Source organism: Dyella humi, from assembly GCF_044904605.1.
Classification (GTDB): domain Bacteria; phylum Pseudomonadota; class Gammaproteobacteria; order Xanthomonadales; family Rhodanobacteraceae; genus Dyella_B; species Dyella_B humi.
Map to the genome: position 1 here is coordinate 1274424 of NZ_JADIKI010000023.1, position 23494 is coordinate 1297917.

At 58.0% G+C, this 23494-nt stretch carries 17 protein-coding genes; 8 read left to right on the top strand and 9 right to left on the bottom strand.

Annotation, left to right across the window (positions count from 1 at the left end; all coding sequences use genetic code 11):
* Window positions 1-229: 229 nt before the first annotated feature.
* The 5 genes from ISP18_RS17000 to ISP18_RS17020 are packed head-to-tail and all read right to left on the bottom strand — an operon-like array spanning window position 230 to window position 4858.
* On the bottom strand, window positions 230-1111 hold the full coding sequence (locus ISP18_RS17000) for an alpha/beta fold hydrolase (RefSeq protein ID WP_380014719.1): 882 nt from the start codon (window positions 1109-1111) through the stop codon (window positions 230-232).
* Window positions 1112-1159: 48 nt separating this feature from the next.
* A complete protein-coding gene (locus ISP18_RS17005; RefSeq protein WP_380014722.1) occupies window positions 1160-2236 on the bottom strand; it encodes an alkene reductase in 1077 nt (358 codons plus the stop codon).
* A 40-nt stretch (window positions 2237-2276) separates the two neighbouring features.
* Window positions 2277-2981, bottom strand: coding sequence for an SDR family oxidoreductase (locus tag ISP18_RS17010; protein ID WP_380014725.1), 705 nt, complete (start codon window positions 2979-2981; stop codon window positions 2277-2279).
* Window positions 2982-3005: 24 nt separating this feature from the next.
* Window positions 3006-4007, bottom strand: coding sequence for an NADP-dependent oxidoreductase (locus ISP18_RS17015; RefSeq protein WP_380014728.1), 1002 nt, complete (start codon window positions 4005-4007; stop codon window positions 3006-3008).
* 38 nt (window positions 4008-4045) lie between these two features.
* On the bottom strand, window positions 4046-4858 hold the full coding sequence (locus tag ISP18_RS17020) for an oxidoreductase (RefSeq protein ID WP_380014731.1): 813 nt from the start codon (window positions 4856-4858) through the stop codon (window positions 4046-4048).
* A gap of 105 nt (window positions 4859-4963) precedes the next feature.
* On the opposite strand from ISP18_RS17020, the gene ISP18_RS17025 reads away from it, so the two are divergent.
* From ISP18_RS17025 to ISP18_RS17060, 8 genes are all read left to right on the top strand, one after another.
* Complete coding sequence (locus ISP18_RS17025; RefSeq protein ID WP_380014734.1) at window positions 4964-5413, top strand: winged helix-turn-helix transcriptional regulator; 450 nt, start codon at window positions 4964-4966, stop codon at window positions 5411-5413.
* A 376-nt stretch (window positions 5414-5789) separates the two neighbouring features.
* Entirely contained in the window at window positions 5790-6533 is a 744-nt protein-coding gene (locus tag ISP18_RS17030; protein ID WP_380014737.1) for a DUF5677 domain-containing protein, read from the top strand.
* Window positions 6534-6752: 219 nt separating this feature from the next.
* Window positions 6753-7154, top strand: a complete 402-nt coding sequence (locus ISP18_RS17035; protein WP_380014740.1) for a hypothetical protein — start codon at window positions 6753-6755, stop codon at window positions 7152-7154.
* Window positions 7155-7256: 102 nt separating this feature from the next.
* Entirely contained in the window at window positions 7257-8213 is a 957-nt protein-coding gene (locus tag ISP18_RS17040) for a DUF932 domain-containing protein (RefSeq protein WP_380014743.1), read from the top strand.
* A gap of 11 nt (window positions 8214-8224) precedes the next feature.
* A complete protein-coding gene (locus tag ISP18_RS17045; RefSeq protein WP_380014746.1) occupies window positions 8225-8752 on the top strand; it encodes a hypothetical protein in 528 nt (175 codons plus the stop codon).
* A 552-nt stretch (window positions 8753-9304) separates the two neighbouring features.
* On the top strand, window positions 9305-15322 hold the full coding sequence (locus ISP18_RS17050; RefSeq protein WP_380014749.1) for an ATP-binding protein: 6018 nt from the start codon (window positions 9305-9307) through the stop codon (window positions 15320-15322).
* A 545-nt stretch (window positions 15323-15867) separates the two neighbouring features.
* A complete protein-coding gene (locus ISP18_RS17055) occupies window positions 15868-17577 on the top strand; it encodes an ATP-binding protein (RefSeq protein WP_380014752.1) in 1710 nt (569 codons plus the stop codon).
* A gap of 38 nt (window positions 17578-17615) precedes the next feature.
* Window positions 17616-18413, top strand: coding sequence for a hypothetical protein (locus ISP18_RS17060; RefSeq protein WP_380014755.1), 798 nt, complete (start codon window positions 17616-17618; stop codon window positions 18411-18413).
* A gap of 854 nt (window positions 18414-19267) precedes the next feature.
* On the opposite strand, the gene ISP18_RS17065 is transcribed toward ISP18_RS17060, so the two are convergent.
* The 4 genes from ISP18_RS17065 to ISP18_RS17080 all read right to left on the bottom strand — a co-directional run bounded on the left by ISP18_RS17065 (window position 19268) and on the right by ISP18_RS17080 (window position 23450).
* Entirely contained in the window at window positions 19268-20875 is a 1608-nt protein-coding gene (locus ISP18_RS17065; protein WP_380014758.1) for a DUF3987 domain-containing protein, read from the bottom strand.
* Complete coding sequence (locus ISP18_RS17070) at window positions 20868-21221, bottom strand: hypothetical protein (protein WP_380014761.1); 354 nt, start codon at window positions 21219-21221, stop codon at window positions 20868-20870. Before ISP18_RS17070 ends, ISP18_RS17065 begins: the two co-directional genes overlap by 8 nt.
* 12 nt (window positions 21222-21233) lie before the next feature.
* Complete coding sequence (locus ISP18_RS17075) at window positions 21234-21596, bottom strand: helix-turn-helix transcriptional regulator (RefSeq protein ID WP_380014764.1); 363 nt, start codon at window positions 21594-21596, stop codon at window positions 21234-21236.
* A gap of 1029 nt (window positions 21597-22625) precedes the next feature.
* Entirely contained in the window at window positions 22626-23450 is an 825-nt protein-coding gene (locus ISP18_RS17080; protein WP_380014767.1) for a hypothetical protein, read from the bottom strand.
* Window positions 23451-23494: the final 44 nt, after the last annotated feature.

Consider the following 23494-nt stretch of genomic DNA (forward strand, 5'->3'; position numbering starts at 1 on the left):
CTAGAGAAATTTCCACTGAGCTACCGAAGGTGTCGGACCTCAATCCGCAGTTTCGAGAAGAGTACAGGCATGCACTCGCACCATTGTCTGATGCGATCAAGTCATTCAATGATGTGGTGAGGTCCTTGGCTGATGATGTTCGCCGGAAACCTGTGCTCGCGACTACGCCGTGATCGAGTTCGATGAAGGGGCCGGTGCGTGGAGGCCTTCGCGGGAACGGCGGCACAGCTCACGCATTCCGTTCGGACATCGGTTCTCGTGAGAGAAATTCGAGGGCCTTGGGCACGAAGTCGGTATGGAACTGAAAAACTGCACCGTGCCCGGAGTCGGGATAGATGACGAGTTCGCAGTTGGGAAGGCGCTTGGCCAGATCGTAAGTATTGGAGCTTGGGACCATGCGATCTCCATCGCCATTCGCGACAAGTACGGGTTGGTAAATCCTGGACAGATCCGCGGGTGACTTCGCACCCCACTTGCGCAGTGCTTTCAACTGGGCCTGCAGCGCGGCGACGGTAATGGCGTCATCGCGATTCTCCGAGCGTTCTTTCAAGCGCTGCAGAAACTCCTTGCCTGCACGGATGCCAGCTGGTGTCCGGGTGAAGAACAGAAACTGCTTCGGATCCTGGAAGGTAAGCCAGCCCCGGATCATGTCCAGGTACGTCACGCGAGCGACCTTGCTAATGCCCTCACCGCCGGCGGGGCCTGTCCCGGTAATGATCATCTTGCGGACGAGTCGTGGCTCCATCAGCGCGATCTCTTGGGCGATCATGCCACCCATCGAAAACCCGAAGAGATCCACCTGATCAAGACCCATGGCCTTAATGAAGGAGATGGCGTCTTTGGCCATCTCCTCCATGGATGAAGCCGGGGCCCCGCTCGACGCACCCACGCCCCTATTGTCGAAAGTGATAACGCGATGTGTTGCTGAAAATCCGTCGATGACCCGAGGATCCCAATTGTCGAGGACGGCTGCGAGGTGGATGAGAAACACCACCGGCGTACCGGGGTTGTCCACCCCGAGCTCCCGATACGCGAACTTCACGTCACCCGCAGTGATCGTCTGCGTAGGAACATCCTTCCAGGTGACTTTGGATGTCTGCAATACGTTCATGTTGCTCTACCTTCGCAGTACTCAGAGGAGCGCGAGCGCTGAGGCGTGTCAGGCCGCAAGCGCCGGATAGTCGATGTAACCTTCGGGGCCAGGTGTGTAGAGCGTCGCCATGTCCACAGCATTCAACGCCGCATCGGCCCGCATGCGCTCCACCAAGTCGGGATTGGCGAGGAATGAACGGGCGAAGGCGATGAGATCGGCCTGGCCCGCCTTGAGGGCTGCCTCGGCGCTGGCCCGATCGAAGCCGCCGGCCAGGATGAACACGCCCTTGAAAGCTTCACGAAGCCGGGATTTCAACTCCGCCGGTACCGGCGGCGCCCCCATCGCTGAATGATCGAGCAGGTGGACGTACTGCAAACCCAGTTCCGACAGTTGCTGTATGAGCGCCAGGTACTGACTCTCGACATCAGGGAAGGCCCCCGTGCTATTGAATACACCGTAGGGTGACAGCCGGATTCCGATGCGGTGGGCACCGATGGCGTCGGCTGTGGCGCGGGCGATGTCGAGCGCGAAACGATTGCGACCCTCAATGCTGCCGCCATAGCTGTCGGTGCGCTGATTCACATTGGCATTGAGGAACTGCTCGATCAAATAGCCGTTTGCGGCATGCAATTCGACACCGTCAAACCCTGCTTCCATCGCAAGCCGCGCTGACTGCGCATATTCATTGACCGTATGGGCGATGTCGGCCGCGGTCATCGCTCGTGGCACGCTGTGCGGCCGCATGCCCTGTGCGTCCGTGTACATCTCACCCGGGCACACATCCGCCGTGGGCCCGAGCACCTCCGCGCCTGTCGGCAGGTTGGCCGCCTGGGTCACGCGCCCCGTGTGCATGAGTTGCACCACGATCTTGCCGCCCTTGGCGTGGACCGCCTCGGTGACAGCTTTCCATCCGCGTACCTGCGCGTCATTGAAGAGCCCGGGGATGCGCGGGTATCCCAGGCCGTTGGGCGATGGCGAGGTGCCTTCAGTGACGATCAGGCCTGCCGATGCGCGCTGCCCGTAGTACTCAGCCATCAGTGCATTGGGGGTGTTGGCATCGACGGCACGGCTGCGCGTCATGGGTGCCATGACGGCACGATTGGCGAGCTGAATCGAAGCGGTATCGAGAGGGTCGAAAAGCATGAGAGTCCTCGAGTGCGTGTGGAGTATTGGAGAATGGGTGTCAGGAGGTCGGCGGCAGGTAACTGGGCGTGGCCGCCGTCAGTCCCTGCTTGACCTGCTGGGTGAGCTCATCGGCGAGCACCTCATGAAGGCCCCCTTCGAGTCCGTCGAGCGCGCGTCTGACGATATCCTCGGGGCTGGACTTCGGGACATCGAAACCGCGTGTAAGGTCGGTGTCCACGTAGGCCATGTGCAGTGCCAGCACCTGGGTCTTCTGCGCCGCCAGTTCGTTGCGCAAGGCATTGGTGAGCGACCAGGCGGCGGACTTGCTGGCCGAATAGGCGGCCAATTCGCCACCGTTCACCCATGAGGCGACCGACAACACATTGAGCAGCGCGCCACCACCGTTGGCCTTGAGGATCGGTGCGAAGGCCTTGCTCACACGCAACATGGCGAAAAAATTGGTTTCGAAAAGGCGTCGCGCGACGTCTTCGCTGTCCGGCGCAAAGAAACCGCCGGGTTGGGCGATGCCGGCATTGTTGATCACGAGCGTCACATCCGACGCCCGCTCGACAGCGGCCGTCACATCGTCCGGGCTGGTGACGTCGAGGCGCAGGGGCTCGACGCCCGCTAGCGTGACTGCTGCGGGATCGCGCGCACCGGCGTAGACCTTGCGAGCCTCACGCGCGAGCAGCTCGCGCGTAAAGGCTAGACCTATGCCGCGATTGGCACCCGTGACCAGGACAACAGCGTTTTCAATCTTCATGTGTGGTATCCAGAAAATAGGGGCTTATTTGATCTTGACGACGACTTTTCCCTTAGCGCGACCGGTTTCGACATAGCTCACGGCCTCATTGGTCTGCTCAAAGGAGAAGACACGATCCATCACGGGACGGATCACACCGTCCTCGACAAGCCGAGTGAGTTGGCGCAGCTGCAGTCCATTGGCACGCATGAACAGGAACGCGTACTTCAGGTCGCGGCGGATCGCTTCCTTCCTGACCTTCGCGCTTAGCAGACGGATGATGAGGCGAACGAACCACGGTGCACCGATGCCTTTGGCGAACGTGGGATCCGGCGGCCCTGAAATCGAGATGAGTGCGCCCCCCGGACGCAGCACGCGCAGGGATTTCGTGAGCGCCGCCGCGTCCTGGCTATGCAGGACCACGTCGTAGTTTTGGAGCACCCTCTCGAAATCATCTTTCCTGTAGTCGATGACGATGTCCGCGCCGAGATTCTTCACCAGGGTGATGTTGGCGTTGCTCGTCGTGGTGGCGACCGTCGCACCAATGTGCTTGGCCAACTGGATGGCGAAGGAACCGACGCCACCCGAGCCGGCCTGGATAAAGACCTTCTGGCCCTTTTTGAGATGAGCGTGCTCAACAAGCGCTTGCCATGCTGTCAAGCCAACAAGCGGGAGCGATGCCGCTTCCTCCATGGTGAGATTCGAAGGCTTGGGCGCGACGTCGTTTTCGTTCACAGCAACGAACTGCGCGAACGTGCCAATACGATGGTCGGCCGGTCGCGCATAGACTTCATCGCCGACCTTGACTTGCCGTACCTGTGATCCGACGCGTGTTACGACACCGGCCACGTCATGGCCCAGTACCAGAGGCAGCCGGTAGGGTAGGATCAGCTTGAACTCACCGCTTTTGATTTTGGAATCCAGCAGGTTCACGCCCGCGGCGTGTACCTCGATCAGCACCTCGTTGTCCCGAAGCTCCGGCGTTGGCACCTCGCCTTGTCGCATCGGCTCTTTCTTGCTGTACCGATCAATGAAGAATGCTTTCATTTGCTTTTCTCTCGTGAATGTATCGGGTAAGGAGCCACTTAGGCTTCCAGTCGCAGATCTTTCCGAACCCCGGCATCCAGCACACCGGCGGGCGCAAATCGGCGTAGCCATCGCATGCGGCTGGCTAGCCCCGGCGCATAGCGGATCTTCGGATGGTTGGCCGCGGCTGCCTTCAGTACGACCTCGGCGACAACCTCAGGCCCATCGGCGCCGACGAGTACTTCTTTGACTCGCCGCTCTACACCCGCGCGAACTTCGCGATAGACGTCCAGGGGAGCATCAGGCTTCATCACATTCGCTTCGAACGGTGTGTTGATGTAGGCAGGCTCGACCACGGAGACATGGATGCCCAACGTGCGCAGTTCATGGTCGAGTGCCTCCGAATAACCTGCGACGGCGTGCTTGGTGGCTGAGTACAACGCCATGTAGGGCATGGGCAGGAAGCCAAGTACGGAGCCGATGTTGATGATGCGGCCACTGCGCTGTAGTCGCATGTGGGGAACGACGGCGCGCGTCATCCGGACGACCCCCATGAAGTTGGTATCGAAGATCGCTTTAGCCTGTTCGATGGAGCTTTCTTCCGCAGCCGCCGGAGCCACGCCGAAGCCGGCGTTATTGACGAGCAGGTCGATACGGCCGGCCTGTCGCATGATGTCCTTGACGACTGCGTCAACGGATTCGTCACGCGTGACATCCAGGGTCAGCATCTCAAACAGTCGTCCTGTGGACGCCGGACGTCTGCTGGTGCCGAAGACGGTATACCCCGCGCGGGCGAGTCGGTCGGCGGTAGCTTCGCCGATGCCTGAAGACGCCCCTGTAACTAGGGCGACACCTTTACCTTGCTTGCTCATGATTCAAAGTTCCGCTGGGCACGAGGGCGGTTCGTGGCTGATAGTTACTATCGATTCGATATGGACTATACTGCCGACATAGAAGAAAGTCACTATCGAAATGATATGAACAGCGAAACTCTCTGTAATGAACCCTGTCCGATCGCCCGCAGCCTGGCGGTCGCGGGAGACGCGTGGAGCCTTCTCATCCTGCGGGACGCTCATGCGGGGCTCACGCGATTCGACCAGTTCCGCAAAAGCCTGGGGATCGCACCGACGATCTTGACCAAGCGGTTGGCGACGCTGACTGACGAGGGGATGCTCGAGAAACACCGCTACTCCGATCACCCGCCGCGCGAGGAATATCGGCTAACGGCGGCTGGCCGCGATTTCCTACCGATCCTCTTCATGATCGGGACATGGGGACGTCAACATCGTGCCGGTGGCGAGCTGACGCGGTTCCTCGACGCGGAATCCGGCACCGAGATCAAGGCCGTGGCTATCGACGAGGTCACCGGGGCAAGGATTGGGACGCGGCCGATACGGGTAGTAACGCCAGAAGAAAGCGCACCATAGATTAGGTACAGGCTTGCAGGCGCGATCGGCGCCAAGGTCTGCTTCGGGCAAATCGGCCCCGGCGACCTTCCTGAAAAAAGTAGAGGCAGGGAGTCGCTCGCGCAGAGCGGTAACTCTGAAGGCCTGGCCACATTCGAAGCCCAGCAGCGTTCGCAATGCCGTAGCCCCTACAAAAGCCGCGACAGCTCCAGCTCCTCCGACAGAACCGCAATCATCCAAAGTACCAGCACCGCGCACAGTACCGGCGAAGGAACCCGGATCAGCGGGAGCGATACCTCAGACCAGCGGCGTCGACAGATTGATGCAGCCCCACCATCTGACCAGTCGTTGGTGACCTGTTCAGTACCAGCAGCCTGCTCAATACCCACCGGAATCGGTGTTCAACCCGACTGGAATCCGCATCAACGATCATGCGCTCTCTATCCAGCGAAGAGTTGTAGTCGCGCCGGAAGACATGCAGGGGCTTGTAGTTGCCACCTTTTTTTCGCGCACCATCAACAGCATCCAGGCTTCCGTCATTCTCATCGAGCGTGGCCTTTCCTCACAAGCGAAAGTGGTACTTCGAGCAGCCATGGAATCGCTGTTCGGTCTTCGCGCCTGCCTTGATGGTGAGTTTTGCGAGCGACTCGTCGCTACCGACGCGGTGAAGAGAAAGAAGCACTTCCGGAAAGCAGAGCAACTAGTACAGAGGGGCGTCATACCCGATGTCGATGGAGTCCTCACGAAAGACACGCTGGCACAGATAGAGGCCGACATCGCGGAAACGAACGCCCGAGATCTCACGACAGCGGATATCGCCAAGGCGGCGGGGCTACACGATTGGTACCTTGGCGTATATGCCATGTTCAGTGCATCGGTGCACACCACAGTGCGCGACCTAACTGAGTACATCCTCGTCGACGGCAACGGGGAAATTGCAGCCTTGACCAACGACCCGTATCTGAAAGCATGCGCCGGGCTCCTGATATGCGCCATTGAGCAAATGCTGATGGCCTCAACAGCCGCGGCAGCATATTTCGGCTTCGATCACTTGGACTACTGGGAACGCCAGCATAAAGCGCTACGCCTTCTCGTCGAGAAAGAGCAGACGAAAAGGCAGCGCCAGAGTTCGAATGGTTAGTGCAGTACCTGTCGCGAGTGTAACGCCAATGTTCGTTGCTGCCTTCATGGCGAGCGATCTGTATTTAGGATGACGCATACGCGACAGTTGGCCGACTAGATTGCACGCGCCCAATGAGAAAGCCCTCAGCCATATATCACCCATGCGAGCAGGGATACCTCCGCTGCTTCATCCACGCAAATCGATGCGCGGGTGTTCCTTTGTCATGGAGCGTTGGTGATGCAAGATCAAACCTCAATGATCCCGTTCACGCGGGATGAATCCTCGCCGTCGTCTGGATTGATTCCCGGGGCTCCTGCTTGCCCCGTCTGTCGTTCGATACGCATTGAAACCCGCCGGTATGGAAAGAAAGTCGGCGGCACCATCGGTGCGGTGGCAGGTGCTACCAGTGGCATCGCACTGGTGCTGTCCGGTGCGGAAGTAGGGGCCGTCGCAGGCGTTGTGGCGGGACCGGTCGGGTCGGCGGTGGGTGCGCTCACCGGTGGCGTGTTGGCCATGCTGATCGGCGGCGCGACCGGATGTGCCGCGGGCGCTGCCTTTGGTGAAGTGGTGGACGACAACGTGCTCGACAAGTACCGCTGCGCTGACTGCGGACACACCTTCGGCAGTAAGCCTGCCTGACGCGGCAGTTCGCCCGTCATCCCAACAACCCATGCATAGACCAAGCGTCCGGCCTCAGCCGGGCGCTTAGCGTTTATGCCATCTCCTCTTGAGGAAACACACATGCACCTGGTCGAAACGATGGCCTATGCCGGCGAGAAGCCGTGGCATGGCCTGGGCAAGAAGCTCGAAGCCCGGCAACCGATTGATGTCTGGAAGATCAACGCCGGCATGGACTGGCAGATCGAGGAGTCCGAAGTTCGCTACATCAGCGGCAAGAACAACATGGGCGTCATTAACGCCTTCCCGGAACAGAAGGTGCTGTATCGCTCCGACACCAAGGCACCGCTGGCGGTGGTGAGCAAGCGCTTCCAGGTCGTCCAACCAGGCGAGATCCTGGAGTTCTACCGTGACCTGACCGCCTGCAACGGCTTTGAACTAGAAACGGCGGGCGTGTTGCGCGAAGGGAGGAAGTTTTGGGCGCTGGCGCGTACCGGCCAGAGCACTACATTGAAGGGCCGCGATAAGATCGATGGCTACCTGCTGCTGGCGACCGCCTGCGATGGCACGCTGGCGACTACTGCGCAATTCACCAGCGTCCGCGTGGTATGCAACAACACCTTGCAGATTGCGTTGGGTCAAGCCAATGGAGCGATCAAGGTGCCCCACCGCAGCGTGTTCGATCCCGATGCGGTCAAGCGTCAACTTGGCATCACCGTGTCCTCGTGGGACGGCTTTGTCGTACGCATGAAGGCGCTGGTGGATCACCCGGTCGATCCCGATTCCGTGGAAGGCCTTCTGCGCCGAGTCCTCACCTACCAAGGGCAGCACAACAACGTCACGGTGGTTAACGAGCATGCGGTCGCCGCGGTGCGCGCCTTGTACGAAGGCGGCGGTCAAGGCGCGCAGATGGCCTCCAGTCGCGGCACGGCATGGGGGCTTCTCAACAGCGTGACCGAGTTCGTGGACCACCACCGGCGCGCGCGCAGCCAGGATCACCGCCGCGATGCCGCGTGGTTCGGCCAGGGCGCGCAGATCAAGCGGCGCGCATGTAACGAGCTGATAAAGCTAGTCGCCTGAAGGAGGGTGTTATGGGCCTGGATATGTATCTGGAAGCACGGCTCTATCTGCCTCCCTACGACGAAGCCTTGGCGTCGATCCGCGCGGCGATCGGTAAGGCCATTGGGTATGTCCCGCCAGCGGAAAAGCCCGACAACGATTCAACCTTGCTGGAAGTGACCGGCGTATCGGTACGCGTCGGCTACTGGCGCAAGTTTGATCCGCTGCACCAGTGGTTCGTCAACAACGTGCAGGAAGGACATGACGACTGCCGACCTGCCTCTGTTTCCTCGGAAGTTCTGACCAAACTGGAAGAACAGCTCAATCAGGTCGATGACAATCCGCAGAGCGCCGGCAAGCATTTCATCATTGAGGACGACAGCACTCTGGACGAAGGCGATGTCCATTACACGCTGAAAGTCCTCGTCCACGCCAAACGCCTGCAAGAACGCGGTTGGGACATCTACTACCGCGCCAGTTCGTACGGAGCCACACACACCTTGAACGCTCACCAACGCCTCGCTGATGCATGTGCATGGGTCGGGCCTTTTAGGCCCTGAGGAGACCGATGAGCAGGCAAAGCGCAGCCGTAAGGCTGGCTGATACAAGAAGCTGCTCTAGTAGCGGATGTGTCGGTGATGTCCGGAGTCGTGAGTGGCGTAGTGGTGTACGGCATTGCCCTGTACGTGCTGGTGCGGTTTCTATAAGACCGGGGCAACGACTCCGATATGCAGGCAGCTCAGCGGCATACACTGGAGGGGCATCAGCCCCCTCCAGTGATCCTGAGCGCGAACTTTTTTGCCGGTTCAAAGCCGCTGCCAAGCACCTCGGCGCGCCGCCATCGCATCGCGGGATTTGTCCTCGCCTCTAATGCAAGCTTCAGGATGCTGTTGACTCGCAGATCTCAGTCCTGATCGCCGATCGTTGCCTGGTCGTCGGGGTTCCGGATGGATTGGAGACCGTACTATGTCTGTACGATATGTTGAGGACAAAGGACCGACGCCCCTACCCGCTTTCAGTAGCGGGCGGATGTCGGTTGATTAGGGTCGGTTACCGAGGATAGGGCAAGCTGGGCTTTAATCTCAGGGAAAATCCATAGGGCTAAGTTATCCATGTCTCCGAATAAGGTTGCTCCGGGAGAGGGTGAGCGTCGTGCTCAACGCGGGTATGGGAGCCAGTACGAGTCGGCAGCTGCCGCCATCTATGCAGCGTTGGATCGGGCCGATCTACTGTGGGTGGGTCTAGCTGATCGATCGGCGGGTATCGCGGACGATGTTGTCCTTGGCTTTCCGGATCGGATCGTCGCTCACCAGTTCAAAACATCGAAGTACCCAGATAAATTTAGGGTCAGCACACTGCTCATAGGTACCAACGGACTCTGGCAACCGCTCGCCGAGGCGTGGACGGCGTTGAAACAGGACAACCCCGGGCATGTCGTCAACATTCACTTAGTCACCAATGACTTTCCCGCCAACGACGACTCACTCGCTGAGTCATCGGGGAGCCACAGTGCTGCTTTTCTCATTGAGTGGGATCAGCATCGCGACCGCACATTGAGCGAGTGGCGCGCCGGTCCATGGCAAGTATTCATTGACAAGTTGTTACAAGCCTCGGGTCTAGACGAAGAGTCGTTCGAGGAATTTTTCTGGGGATTTAAGCTGATTTACGGATCGAGTGCGGATTTTGTCCAATTGCACCGGCTTTCGACTGAAGGCGCGCGGCTTGCGTCGGAAATTTCGAAGGTGCTCCCTAAATTGGTAGCCGATCCGCGAGACAAAGATCGCTGGAGCCGGGAAGAGCTACTTGATGCACTGAATTGGCGCGACAGCTCCACGACTAGGCATCATCATTACTTTCCCATCGGCGCCCACGTGCAGCGCAACGCGATCACTGAGCACGCGCTGCGCGAAGCTATCCACGACGTGTTGAGCGGTTATGTGGCGTTGGTCGGCCCACCGGGTGCTGGCAAATCCACGTTGCTGCAGACATCTCTCGCCACCGAAGCCGGACTGCTGGTGGTGCGTTACCTAGCCTACGTCCCAGGTATCGGGCAAGGCGTAGGACGCGGTGAGGCAGACGATTTTCTCGATGATGTCGCCGCCCAGCTTAAGGACAGCGGTTTATTAGGATTGCGTTATCACAATGAAACGCTTTCGGAGCGACGAGAGCATTTTGCCATGCTCCTCAAGCAAGCAGGGCAGCGCTACAAGAAAGACAAACTCCGCACGCTCATTGTGGTCGACGGGCTGGACCATGTCCCACGCGAAGAACGTCCCGAACGCTCGTTGTTGGCGGAACTACCACTTCCCGACGCCGTTCCCGAGGGAGTGCTGTTTGTTCTAGGTACGCAGCGCCTCGACCTCACGGATTTAAAGCCGGCTGTCCGCAGCCAGGCCAGCGCGGTCGGTCGTCAAGTCGACGTCGCGCCTCTCACTCGGGAAGCGGTCCATCGGATGGCCGATCAGCTGGAGCTGGATGACACCATCGCGCGCGATCAGGTGTTCAGTCTTTCGCACGGTCATCCGTTGGTGACGCGATACATCATCGAAGCACTTCGCAACGCCGATGAGAACGGGCGCACAGAGATTCTCGCCGGATCCATGAAGTTCGAAGGCGACATTGAAGCTGTCTACGAATCGGCGTGGCGTGGCATCGAGAGCGATCCGGAGGCGAGTAATGTGCTGGGCTATCTTGCGAGGGCCGAGGGCGCCGTACCGCTGCCTTTGCTTGCGACAATCGTTTCCGAAGCAGCGATTGAGCGTGCACTTACCTCGACCAAGCATTTGCTCATCAAAAGCTCGAAGGGGTGGAGCGTTTTTCACAATAGCTTTCGCCTCTTCATCTTGGGAAAGCCGCATCTTCGCCTCGGTGAAATCGACCCTACGTACTCGATACAGGTTTATCGCCAATTGGCGACACTCGCGCGCACGGCTCCGGCCGCTACTGCACAGCGCTGGCTTGAGCTTCGTTATTTGGCACGCGCGGGTGATGACGACGACGTCCTTCAACTTGCCCAGGCCAAGCGGTTTCGGGAGCAACTGGCACAGGGACGTAGGGTCAGCGACATACAAAGCGATATCCGGCTGGCGTATACCGCAGCACTGAAGAAGCACAACCCCACAACCGTCGTACGCTTACTTCTGGCCGAAGACGAAATCGGCCGTCGCGCGACTACGTTGGAGGGCGCCACAGATCTCACAGAAGCCTTCCTGGCCGCTGGCGACATCGATACTGCCCAGGCCCTGGCCGAAGAGTACGGCCACTACGGCTACGAGATTGTTGATGCATTCCTCGCGCGCGGAGCCTTCAGCCGAGCAAGGGAATTGTTCGAAAAACTGGAACCGTTGCAGCAATTGCTGACAGGACGCATGGATGCGCAGAGACTTCGCGATAATGCGCCCAGATTGTTTGGATGGGCCCGACGAGCCATCCATTTCAGGGATCTGGAGTTCATCAACAAAGCCATCCAGCGGCTGGCCAACGCCGCCGCTAGCGCCAGCCCTTTGTCTCAGGAGGAGCAGGAAACCGAAGGGTTGGAGCTGGCCCACAATCTCAGTTACGCCGCAGCACTTGCCATCTTAGAGTCTCGCGACGGGGTGGCTATTATCGCGACGGCTGAGCGGCTACGGGTCCCGGCGGATCGAATGCTCATGCTGCGCGCGCAAGCGGGCTTATCGGCGCACGGTGCAGGGGCCACGAAACACGCGCTCGCGTTGCTCCACTCCGTCATTGCCGACACGGAATTTCTGGATCTACCAAATGCCTGGCGCCGCCAAATGGCATGGATCATGGTGCGTGCGGGCGAGGTGACAACGGCGCACACGATTTTTGCGGGGCTCGTAGCGCCCGCCATGGCGATGCTTGACAAGGAAGCCGATGAAGGCGCGCCTGAGCATCTGACGCAAGCGATCATCGAACACACCAAACTGGCCACCGTACTCGCGCGCCCGATCGAGGAGGCAACCCTGTCTGAACACGCGGTGCTGCGCGCCCTTCAGGTCCATGCCATCGTGGCGGGCAAGCTTCTCGGGAGATTGCACGCGCAAGGTCATGGGGTCGCCCAGGGTGAGGTGTATCACGCCACACAAACGGCTCTCGCGTTTCTGTCGCAGAGCCGCGCCCATAGCGGTGACGATTTTTTTGCCCTGCGCCGCACTGTGGCCGCTGCCCCCGTCTTAGGGCGCGCATTCATAGAAGCCGCAGCGCTGCGTGGCGACCAAGAGTTTCGGGATGTACTCGGGGTATTTGACCGCGCCTTTGCCGCAGCGGACCCACAAAGCGGTATACGCCTTAATCTGCGACGACACGTTGCCCTGGCGATTTATGCGGCGACGGGAAACACCACCGAAGCCTCGCGCCGACTAGAGCCGTTGCTGGCGTATCAGGACGACACGCCGAGTGCTCAGGTGAATGGCGTAGCCGAGCTGGCGATTGCTTTTGCCGCCGTGGGCAATAGCCAGCGCGCACACGAATTGCTCAAGGAGGTGCCAGCCCACACGCTCGGTTATGCCCTGGCGCCCAAGAAAGACCCCCAATACGCCACGTGGATTGAGCTGCTTGCACGCGCTAACGGCGTCGATCCATTGCGCCGGGGCGAGCGGATCGCACTGTTGATGCAACAGGCTCATGGCATGGCCCAAACGGAGGGAAGTTCGGCCGCACATCGCATGACCCATACATTAATCGTCCAAGCCGCAATGCGCGACGCAGGCGCCGGACTCACGGTCGCCATGGCGCTGATGGATGATGGACTGATCGGTTGGCCCAATGTGGTCGATGCGATCCTGCTAGGCATCGTCAAGCGCAGCCCTGGCTTCACGGTGCCGTGCGCGATTGCGTGGATGTCGCTATCGCTGCCTTTTTACGCGGAGCCGTACTATCGCGAAAGTCGTTCGGGAGAATTTCTGGACGAAGCCATGAATCTAGCGCCGGCGTGCGACGTTCCGTCCTTGGTGGAGACTTTTCAACGTGCCATCGAGACGGATAGCTTGTTCACGCTACGAGGCCTGCTGATGGAGAAGCTGCACAGCGTCGCGCTTAAGCGAGGACATGTAACGGCGAATCTGACCGTAGCCATGCAGCGATGGACGGCGGAAGCACCGTTCGAGCGCTATACCGGGACGCCCGGGAAATACGACGAAATCGAAGATTTTGTCGCGCTCAAAGCTACCTTCGAAGAAGAGGGCCTCGATCAACTTAATTTCGAAGCACCGAGCGCCTTTACCCGACTCGTTCGATCAACGAACTTTGAGGTCGCTCGCGACGTGTTTGAGCGCGCGAAGGTATTGCAAAGTGATTCACGGTCGAGATTTCTTCTGGTAGATATGGCCATCGACGCTGGCGATCTTGATTACGCGCGAAAGATTGTTAGCGATTACAACGTGAAGGACGATCGGTCTGCAACATGGGCACCATGGATGGGGGGCGGGGCTCTTCGCTACTTTCGCGCACGTGTTCGATTGGAAGGGCCAGCGGCGCACACGCTGGCCTACGAACACTTTGTGGGAGCGCTTGCCGCCGGCCGCGAATTTCTTATGGCGGTGCTGATGGAAATCGAAGACATCTTGCCGGTGTTGGATCCATCGCCCGATTGGGTTTCGTCGTGGGAGTTGCTCGCCGAACAACTGGCCACCACGCGCGAGCATGCCCTGGGAAAGCCCTTTTCGCTCGATGACACCCAAGCGACCGACGAAGAAGTCATCGCGCGCCTGTTTCAATTGGCTGCGGCTACTCCCATTGCTGAAGTTCAGCGGCACGCTCAGCTCGGTGCGACACGATTGGCATCGACGTCGTCGCAGCAGGGCATTGTCGCGCGATTGGTCCAGTTGCTTTTGGAGGGAAAGGAGGATGAGCCCGTCGAGGCCCTGCAGATCCTGTTACGCAGCTCACATAACGCGGTGCCAGACCTCTTGCGCGAACAGGTGCATGCCCTGGTCAATCACGCGGATTTTGCCGTAGCAGAAATGGCGACAACACTGTTGAGGCAATGGGGAACGCCTGCGTCGCGGACACATAGCCCTCTCCCTGCATTTTATTCACTCGTTCTTGACGATCACGACGATCGCTACGAAGCACCCGCCTTGGCCGACAACGAGTCGGGGGCTATGCGCATCCTGGACGCCGAGGCATGGACTGCGATGTTTCCAACTCTGGTCGATGCGCTCGCCCGAGGCGCGATCACGCCAACACAGATACGGCTTCGCTGCGCAATGTTCATCCAGCAATGGGGCGGGCTAGCTGCCTATGGTCAGGCAGGCACCGACCGATTGCAGGCTACGCTGCGCCGTTGGAAGATGAAAATCACCTATCGTCGGCCGCACGTCATGGTGGCGCTAAGAGCCCTGCGTCATGTGGCGGGAGAGCTTCGATCGGCGGGTCTCCTGACGGAGCGGGACGTGCCGTTCCTGCGGCACTTGATGGGTTACCCCGGTTTCACGGCGTCTCCGATCACGCCAGTTTGCCGCCCGCCCTTCATGGCGCGGCCCGCTCTCGATAAGAAGGGCTGGATGGACAAGGAAGTAGGTGAGCAATGGCTGCGAGATGCCGAAGGTGATCTACGACCCCTAAAGTCTCCGAGCGGACATGTGTTAGCCGAAATTTCGCAGTTCTGGATACGCAAAGCTCGCCAGGCCGAATACACCTTAAAGCGAGTCCGCGCGCCCTCCTTAAACCTACACAATGTGGAAAATTTCGAGGACGCGGTTGGGCTCCTGCCAAAAGCTATCTGGCTCGACAAGGTTACCGATCTGACGAACGTCGCTTCCTCCACGGTAGTGCGTCGCTTGTCCTACAGCTGGGCCTGGGACGTGCCGCATTACCCACTCGCCATTTGTTCACACTGGTTGAAAAGGTTGCACTGGTCGGTTCATCCCGACCTCCTAGGGACCTACGTAAACCGCGCTGGCGACGTCGTCGCGCAATTCATCTGGTGGCGCGATGGTGGCCCGATTGACATCGATGAAAGCGTTAGCTGGGGTGAAGGCGTCTATGTCCAAATGACGCCCCAAGGACGCACCGAGATGCAATCCGCAATCGGTATGCTCAACATTGTTGGCGTGACAACACGAACGTATAAGAACGTCCATGACGAGGCGGAGGTACAAGCGAAGACTGTGATGGGTTCAGCCTAGGTCGTGATCGATCGGGGACGCCGCGTAAGGATGATTATGCGGACGACGCGAGTGAGTGCGTCCATCCCGCGTGCAGCTTTGACGATCTGGAGCAATGGTTTTCCGAGGGCGCAACGTTGGGAGATTTTCAGTCCTGTTGTCGGGGTCAGCTCATCTTGCTATTCCAGTAAGCGCGCCGCGGAATTGTCTTCAGCTTGGCCAGACTGAAAATATCCGATCGCACACTCCCCAGGCCCATGTTCGGTCATCGCCATGACTGCCGGCAATGGCACTCCGCTTCACCGGTGGCTGGCGCTTGGGAAGTGGCCTTCAGGGCCTCGATGTTCAATCGTCGCGCCATAACGCGCCTCCGTTCTGATCCTGCACTTGTAGCCTATCGTAAAGCCGATACTGGCTTCCGGCAGCTTGTGGCCGACGGATGCCCTTACCTTCCTGTCGACGGCCGCGCTAGCTGCGAAGCGCTGAGGTCGACCCGTAGCGGACATATCAACTTGCTGGCACGATCTCTTCGTGTGCGGCTCTGAACATTGCGTGGAGGAGAAGCAGTGAAAGTCATATACACGGGCCGTGCTAGTCGTCGAACCAATCCGGTTCCAGAAGGCGATGGCGACGTTTTGGAACTGCTCGCCAATGATTGGGATGACTACGGATTCAAGACAAGCTTCCCGACCACCTGTCGGGTCAAGGGGAAGTCCGTCGAACTGGGGCTGCTTCGACTGCTAATCGACGGCGAGCACAACTCCAGCGCTCATCTGAATGACTTGAGAAAGCGTGGGTGGAACGGCGAGTTTCCGATTCCTGGAGTCAACTACGTCTCGGTACCAGCTGAGATCGCGTTCTACGAGCAATTGATGGGGGTGTTGCGGACGACCAAGACGATCCGGGTCGCCAAGCTTCTACGGGATGCAAGCTATCTCGTACACACAGCAATTAACCCCGCCGCAATCGGTCTAGTCGACAGCAGGGGATTTCGAGACTCCCTGCAGCGTGAGCGCGGAAGCCAGAAAGCATTCTCTGATGGATGGAAGATTCTCGATAGTCAGGCGACGGCAGTACTGGATCTCGGCTTCGCGTTTGATGACGTCTGCGGAGGCCAATCCACGCTCAATCTGAAATACCAAGGCGATGGCCTGCTACCGCACGATGTCAACGCTTTGATTGGACCCAATGGCGTCGGCAAGTCTCGAGTCCTCCATCAAATCGTCGAGGACTGGACTAGTCCGTCGAAAGACGGAGGACGCGGTTTTACTAAGAAGCCCAATCTGAGCCAGGTCGTGGTTGTTTCGTACAGTCCGTTTGAGCAATTTCCCGTCGACATGGAAGGCAGGAACGTGCAGGACAAGGATGCTTATCGCTATTACGGATTTCGTGGCCGGGCCGAATCCAGGGCTCCGTCCAGCAAGGGACGCATCCGTTTGTCACACACTTTTCCCAAGCGCAATTCGGCCTCCGCACTGATCGAGTGCCTGACGGACGACAAGCGTTACGGGTCGATCCGAGGCTGGGCAAAGAAGGTAAAGACGGTTGAGACAACGCTGCGCCTGGCGTTCGCATTCGACTTTGCGGCCGTCCAGATCGACCCATCCAGGCGTGCCCAATCCCTTTACAGTGATAGCTCCGAAGTCGATCCGGCTAGCATCGATATCGAAGAAGGAAACATCAAGCATCGCTATATCCCGATCGCATCAGATCGGATCGAGGAGCTCGATGACCAGAAGCTGCGTCAACGGGTGCGCCTCGAAGATGGTGTCACCTTCTTTCGACAGGGCAGGCCCGTGCGACTGAGTTCCGGCCAGCGCCTGTTTGCGTATGTCGTGATCAACATTCTCGGCGCCATTCGCCGAAACAGCTTGATCCTCGTCGACGAGCCCGAGTTGTTTCTGCATCCCACGCTGGAGATTCAGTTTGTCGACCTGCTGAAGCGTATCCTGACCAAATTCAACTCCAAGGCCTTGCTCGCCACACACTCGGAGGTGACGGTTCGCGAGATCCCAGCGCGCTGCGTGCACGTGTTCGAGAAAACGAATGATGGGTTGATCATCAAACATCCACCGTTCCAGACGTTCGGCGGCGACGTGCAGCGCATTTCGTCGTATGTCTTCGGCGACAACACTGCCACCAAGCCCTTCGAGCAGTGGATAAAGGACCGAATCGAAGAGCTGGGTTCGGGCGAAGCTCTACTGGAACAGCTTGGCGACCAAGTCAACGAAGAACTGGTTATTCAGATTCGCGCGATGGATCGCCAAGCATGGTAATGCGCTTGATGGCTCCGATAGCGTGCAGCCTTCAGCTGGTGACTGACGTCGTCGCGGAACGGCAGAACGGAAAGAATGCTGTGTACTTCACCGGCATTGCCCCGGAGTGGCGCCAGCGTGTCCAAGACTACATCGCGCACTCGGGATCACCAGAGTACGTCCCGCTGTGGCCCGCGATCGAGCCGAAAAGAAAGTCATTCCTCAACCTGTACCTCCATCCCACTGCCGGTTCTGCACAGGGCGTCGTCCTAGCCGAGATGCGCCGCAGCCATCGACTGAACTACTGCCCGGCGTGTGGCGAGCCAGGCACTCCAAACACGCTGGATCACTACCTACCGAAGGCGTTGTATCCACACTTCTGCGTGACGCCGTTGAACCTATTCCCAATGTGCGACGCCTGCCAGGATTTGAAGGACACCAAGACCGGCGACGCAGCTAATCCTCGGTTTTTTATTCACCCCTATTTCGACGTGTTCGTTGCCAACCAGGTCATCGAGCTCGCTGTTCAGGCGCCCTACGACACGCCAACCTTCAGGTTGGGCTCGCGGGCGGGCCTGACAGCGCCGCAGCGAGCGCTAGTTGAATGCCACGTTCGCGAACTAGACATCGACAGACGCTTCGGCAACTACTTTGTCGAACAGCACCGACGTCTGCTTAGGCAAGTCGATGCGCTTAGGCGTTCTCATCAGGACGTGCGCGTGGTGTTGACTTCCTTCAGGGATAGCACGGCACTCTCTGGTGCGAATGTATGGGATCACATTTTCTATGCCGCCACGGTGGCAGACGCCAACTTCATGGACTACTTGCAGAATGAAGATTTTCCGCCCTTTCTGTAGCGATCCTGCAGCGATCTGTCCACCTACCTGGATTGGCCTACTTGATGTGTCATCAATAGGAGGAGGTTTGATAGCAGCGCAACAGGTATTGCAGTTGGAACGCCGTCGGCGTCAAACGAGAGCCCGAGCATCTTCTAGTTGGTAGCAGTTGCACTGACACAGTGCTTAACGACTGCCTTGGGTCGGTTCTATTGAAAAACTCCGCTTTAACGAATGAACGTCTGTTAGATATCTCTCCCCCTCAAACTTTTTCTTGCCAGCATAAAACCCGGTCGTCGCCAGCTCTTCGGCTGACGACTCGGGTTATTTGTCAGCCCTTGCCTACGGCGGTCTGATCAAAGCGTACGGCTCGCTTTCAGCATCGCGTACGCTGTATCTCTAGTGGGTGTTTGTCTTCGACACACCCACGTAAATCAACAGCAAAAGCCCCCCTGCCTTATGGCACCCGGCCGACGGAGGGTGAGGTCGTCGACATAACATAGGGTAGTCGGGCGTAAAAATTTACAGAGTGGCATATAGATGACCATCAGCTATGCGTGGTCGATGCCAATCGCATTCGCGCCAAACACCAACCACGGCTGAGTCTCGCAAACATCACTTGGGTAGACGACCATCGAGCGCATGGTGGCCGGGTAGCGGGCCGAATGCATGGTGGGCGGTCTGGCGAGTCGGCCGGGAAGTCATTGGCAAACGCACGTCTGCGCACACGCAAAAAAAACGGCCCCGCAGTTCGGGGCCGAATGAATGAGATCAAGTTTTTTCTGAAAACCGGGAAATCTGCGATAGAAAGTCGCGGATTTGGCGGTTTTTGAAGAAAAAGTACCACTGACTTCGATGGTACTCGTGCTGGCGGGCTAGCGGCGCCCATCCGTATGCTGATGGTGGGCCTGACTGCTGTACAAGCCTCCCGCAAACGGCAAGGGACCTTGGCGACGAGGGTCGTTGTAGCAATGAATCGGAGCACGGTAGAACGCTTCCGGAATCGGTCCCTTGAACGACTTCGCGGTGAGCTGACAGAAGGCGGTAGGGTTAAGGCGGAGGAACTTCTTGTGCTCGGGCTTCTCCATCGTCACGTAGCCGACGTTGATGAGATGGTTGACTGCTGCGTCGTAATCAGAACCACCCTCGCGAACGGCACGGCCCTGAAGCACGTCGTTGTACGACGCTGGCAAGATGTTGGGCACCCAGTTGTGCTCGTAGAGGTAGCGGGCCACACGCCACGCATCCTTGATTGACTTCGGCGTGTCGTCGGTCGGGTCGAACATGCGCTTGAACTCGGCGAGGAACATGCGCATGACGGCGATGGCACGAGATAGCGTCGTGCTGTTGATCTCGCCTTCGAGCCCATCAACGACGTGGAAGATACCGGCGATGCGACTGGCGTTGTCCATGTATTTGGCCGCGAAGTCGCTGATGTTCTCCAGCTTGCCGCCGGGCTTCACTTGCTCGTTGATGGCGTCACGCTCTTTCTTCCAGAGGGCAACGGCATCGGCCGAAAAGGTAAGAATGGTCCGGGAGTAATCCCCCACACGGCGGTGCTTGAAGGCTTCGACCACGAGTTGTTCCAACCGCGCAAGGAATGCACGGAGGTGACCTTGATCCATGACCTCGTTGCTGGGGAGGTCGTAGTCTTGATGTGACCAGCAGCGGACGATCAGCGAGCGTGCCATCAGCCCCGACTCGCGCGCGGCCTCGTCGTTCTTCGTTAGAAGCTGATCGAAGAATTTTGGCTGCACGAATAGTACGGAATTGAGGATCATGTCGTTGAATGAACACTCTGTGTGCGCACCGTCCAGAATGAAGGCCTGATTCCCGCCTTGCCATGCAGTACAAAGGACAGCGGGGTGGCTCATTACGCCAGACTTCAAGATGGGGTGCGCTTCGTCGCTGGCGATAATGATGCGCTTGTGTTTGGTGCGAGACGCTTTGGCGAAAGCGGAGAAAGACATCACCTGATACAGCACACGATCATCCGTGGGCATGTCGTTCTCATGCTTGCGCATGGCTGCCTGGAGGTGATCGTCAGGTTCACATGCTTGCGCGGCTTTGACGATCGCCTTGTCGAGACCTTTGCGCTTGAGCTCCCAGAGGCGATACTTGCTTTTGAACTGATCGGACGTAGCACCGCTCTGAGATTCTTCACGAGCGAAGACCTCCAGCATGGGCTTCACGAAGGCGTTGTAGGCCGGCGTCTTGCCGACACCCGACTCGGCAATCCCCCAGATGAAAAGTGACAGTGGGGTTTCTTCACCGCTGATCGGGTGCTTCACACTTGAGTGTGGCGCGACCACGGGAGCAGCGATACCGAGTTGAGAGACGAAGCACAACGCATGGGGAATCCCGGCTTGCGCCGGGGATTCCAGAAGAGCATTGCGCCAGAAGTCCGAGAGATGCGACTGGAGGGTTGCCGACCAGTCGATATAGACAGGGTTACTAGAACCAGAGACGACATAGTCAATCATGGCGAGCCTCCTTGCTGTTATTGTCGCTCGCTTCCGGCATATTGCTGCCAGTCGTCGTGTTTGTTTGATGCAAATTGGTGCGGCGGCTACGCTCAGCCTTGAGCATCTTGGCGAACGTATTGGGCGAGAGTTTCAATCCCATTGCAGCGAGACCCGCAAGGATCTTGCCCTTTGGTACTTCGCGCTTAAGTGCATCTTCGATATCGGCGAAGCATTTCTGGAAAAGCTGCAATTTCAAGGCCCGCTCGCTTGGCGGGAGTGCACTGAGCATGAGGGCGATATCCATTTCCAGAATTTCGCCTTCGCCAGCATCCGTCTGCGGGAGCAGATGATCCTCGAGCTTCATCTGTGCTCCCCTTCAGTGAGTTTCGCGAGAGACGGACGCTTGCGCTTCTAGCCATGCCGAGATTTCATGCTCGAAATAGCGCGTGACATTGCCCGTGCGGAAAGCGCGCGGGAACGCTGGCTGGAACGAATCGCACTTGGGATTGCCCATGGCGTAGAGGTGACTACGGCTGAAGCCAGTCATCTTCATGACGTCGCGGACACTGATCGCCTTCTTGGCTTTGTGAGTGGCGATCTTCTCGAGCAGCTCCGTGAGGAGATGGTGGATATCGTTCAGCGTGATGTCGCCGGGGACGGCGGCATGTACCGTAACCAAGGACTCATCAGCCCTGGCAGATAGGCGTGTAACGCCTTCAGGAGAATGGGACGAACGCATACAAATCCTTAGACCAAAGGCTGGTCAGGTAAGGTGTGAGTGAAATTGATCTCTCACGGCTGCGCTTGCCGGATTCGCCATGCGACGGATGGCTTTGGGGAACTCGACAGCCCGGGTTGTAGTGGGCTGGAGTATCGTTGCGATGAATTTCTTGTGTCGAGAGTCTCCGAGCTCGACTGGAGAAATTTCGGTGGTAGAAGTCCCGGACCGTGCACCGGGGACTGCCGTCTTTTACTGCCTGCTTGCGCTGCCAGGCAGGTGCCCGCTTATATCGGACATCGCGAGATCACGAGCTTCGCGATTTGAAGTTCAAATAATTGAAAAGTTTTCTTCTCCGCCAGAATGATTTCAATTCGATATTGCATCGCAGCTTGTCAGATGTAAAGCGGTTCGTCACTGACTGCAGTTGCGTGCCTTTGATCGTTGCTTGAGTGGTTGTCCAAGGCCGTCCATATCTGTCCGCGAAGTGATTTGAGCAGTGAACGACTGGCTTGATTGATCACTGTTGGTTGGTGGGACGCATACAAAGCAGGAAGGCCTCGCATCATCACGACGCGAGGCCTTCTTACTTCCTGATTAGCGTGGATTCTCAGCCAGGAAAATTGGTTGCCATCCGTAGAAGAGCTCCGCGTTAAGCTTGCAGAGCATCCTGGCTCTGGCCGGGAGAGGCAGATCGTGCGCAGACGAACGCACCGATTAAACCGTTAGGTCGCTTCGGCCAGATATCCGCTTCCGACTGGATAACGGACCTTCCTGGGCAATCCTCGAAAAGTGAGTAAGATTGTGAGTAAGGCGGCCAGAAGGCGCTCGCATAAAGGCTTTAATTCAATTACTTATGAAAGGTATTTGAATGATGGTGGGCCACCAACTCTCCATCTCACAGCATCCCTTGTGTTCGTTTAAGCAAAAGATGGCCGTTCTGGCCATCTTTTGATTTCATCGGAAGCATAAACTGACCACTTTGGAGCCAATCCGGGTGGCTAATGTAGGGCAACTATTTCGGGTCTCACACCTGGTTGTCAGCGTTGATCAGTAAAGGGAACTCCCAATCTGAACCAGCTTTCTGACCACGTGTATCGGGGCGCCAGAGTTCTGCGCCACCCTTCGGACGAACTCTCGATCAGTCATGTATCGGCGCTGTTCATGAAGTCGCCGAATAGAGGCGATAGCTCTTCGTCGCAGGATACTTGCTTGCTGCTTCTTCCATTCCACATGCTTTGCCGACAGCTGCTTAGTCAGCTCAGAGAAACTTTTACGCGCACCATCCAAAGAGAAATCGCATTCCCTGCAAAAGGCTTTGGTAGACGGGTATGGACCTGGCCCGCTCAAAATATCGCGCAGCCGCTTCTCAAACCACTTTGAACGCTCCTTTCGCCTAAGTGAAAATGGACGTTCCTGCTTGAGTGGAAGATTCTTTTTAAATGAGAAGCCTGCCTGAGTAGCAGCTTTTTCCGGCGCAGTGATTAGATCCACGACATCAATGTCAAAGTACACAGCTATCGCTATAAGCGACGCCAGCTGTGGACGTGCTGGTACGCTTCGATTATGAAAGATGTCGCCGAGTTCTTCCGAAACTCTGTTTAGGTCGGCATCTATGCTTGCCAGAAAGCGCTGCAACGGTAGAACGGCGGTCTTCCCAAGGCTGCCAATATTCTTAATCAGGTGTTCGGCCTGCGCCTCCCCAAATGCAGGTTTCGGGGCAAACGTGCCATCGACCTTCGATATCGCTAGGCTCTGAAAGCATTGCGAGCATTCATAAAGCTCTGCGTGGCTAGAATCATTAGTCTGCGTGGCATCGCAATGCGGACACTGTTGGACAAGTTTCTGCCGATGGATACTGCACCTCTGGGTCACGGATACGGTACCCGCACATGGGAATGGGTGCAGGGTCACTGGAG

What these genes read in the sequence shown, in the direction of transcription:
- ISP18_RS17035 (WP_380014740.1), top strand. Translation starts at nt 6,753, where the DNA reads ATGCAAGATCAAACCTCAATGATCCCGTTCACGCGGGATGAATCCTCG.
- ISP18_RS17075 (WP_380014764.1), bottom strand. Translation starts at nt 21,596, where the DNA reads ATGCGTTCGTCCCATTCTCCTGAAGGCGTTACACGCCTATCTGCCAGG.
- ISP18_RS17050 (WP_380014749.1), top strand. Translation starts at nt 9,305, where the DNA reads ATGTCTCCGAATAAGGTTGCTCCGGGAGAGGGTGAGCGTCGTGCTCAA.
- ISP18_RS17020 (WP_380014731.1), bottom strand. Translation starts at nt 4,858, where the DNA reads ATGAGCAAGCAAGGTAAAGGTGTCGCCCTAGTTACAGGGGCGTCTTCA.
- ISP18_RS17010 (WP_380014725.1), bottom strand. Translation starts at nt 2,981, where the DNA reads ATGAAGATTGAAAACGCTGTTGTCCTGGTCACGGGTGCCAATCGCGGC.
- ISP18_RS17005 (WP_380014722.1), bottom strand. Translation starts at nt 2,236, where the DNA reads ATGCTTTTCGACCCTCTCGATACCGCTTCGATTCAGCTCGCCAATCGT.
- ISP18_RS17015 (WP_380014728.1), bottom strand. Translation starts at nt 4,007, where the DNA reads ATGAAAGCATTCTTCATTGATCGGTACAGCAAGAAAGAGCCGATGCGA.
- ISP18_RS17065 (WP_380014758.1), bottom strand. Translation starts at nt 20,875, where the DNA reads ATGATTGACTATGTCGTCTCTGGTTCTAGTAACCCTGTCTATATCGAC.
- ISP18_RS17045 (WP_380014746.1), top strand. Translation starts at nt 8,225, where the DNA reads ATGGGCCTGGATATGTATCTGGAAGCACGGCTCTATCTGCCTCCCTAC.
- ISP18_RS17025 (WP_380014734.1), top strand. Translation starts at nt 4,964, where the DNA reads ATGAACAGCGAAACTCTCTGTAATGAACCCTGTCCGATCGCCCGCAGC.
- ISP18_RS17040 (WP_380014743.1), top strand. Translation starts at nt 7,257, where the DNA reads ATGCACCTGGTCGAAACGATGGCCTATGCCGGCGAGAAGCCGTGGCAT.
- ISP18_RS17070 (WP_380014761.1), bottom strand. Translation starts at nt 21,221, where the DNA reads ATGAAGCTCGAGGATCATCTGCTCCCGCAGACGGATGCTGGCGAAGGC.
- ISP18_RS17000 (WP_380014719.1), bottom strand. Translation starts at nt 1,111, where the DNA reads ATGAACGTATTGCAGACATCCAAAGTCACCTGGAAGGATGTTCCTACG.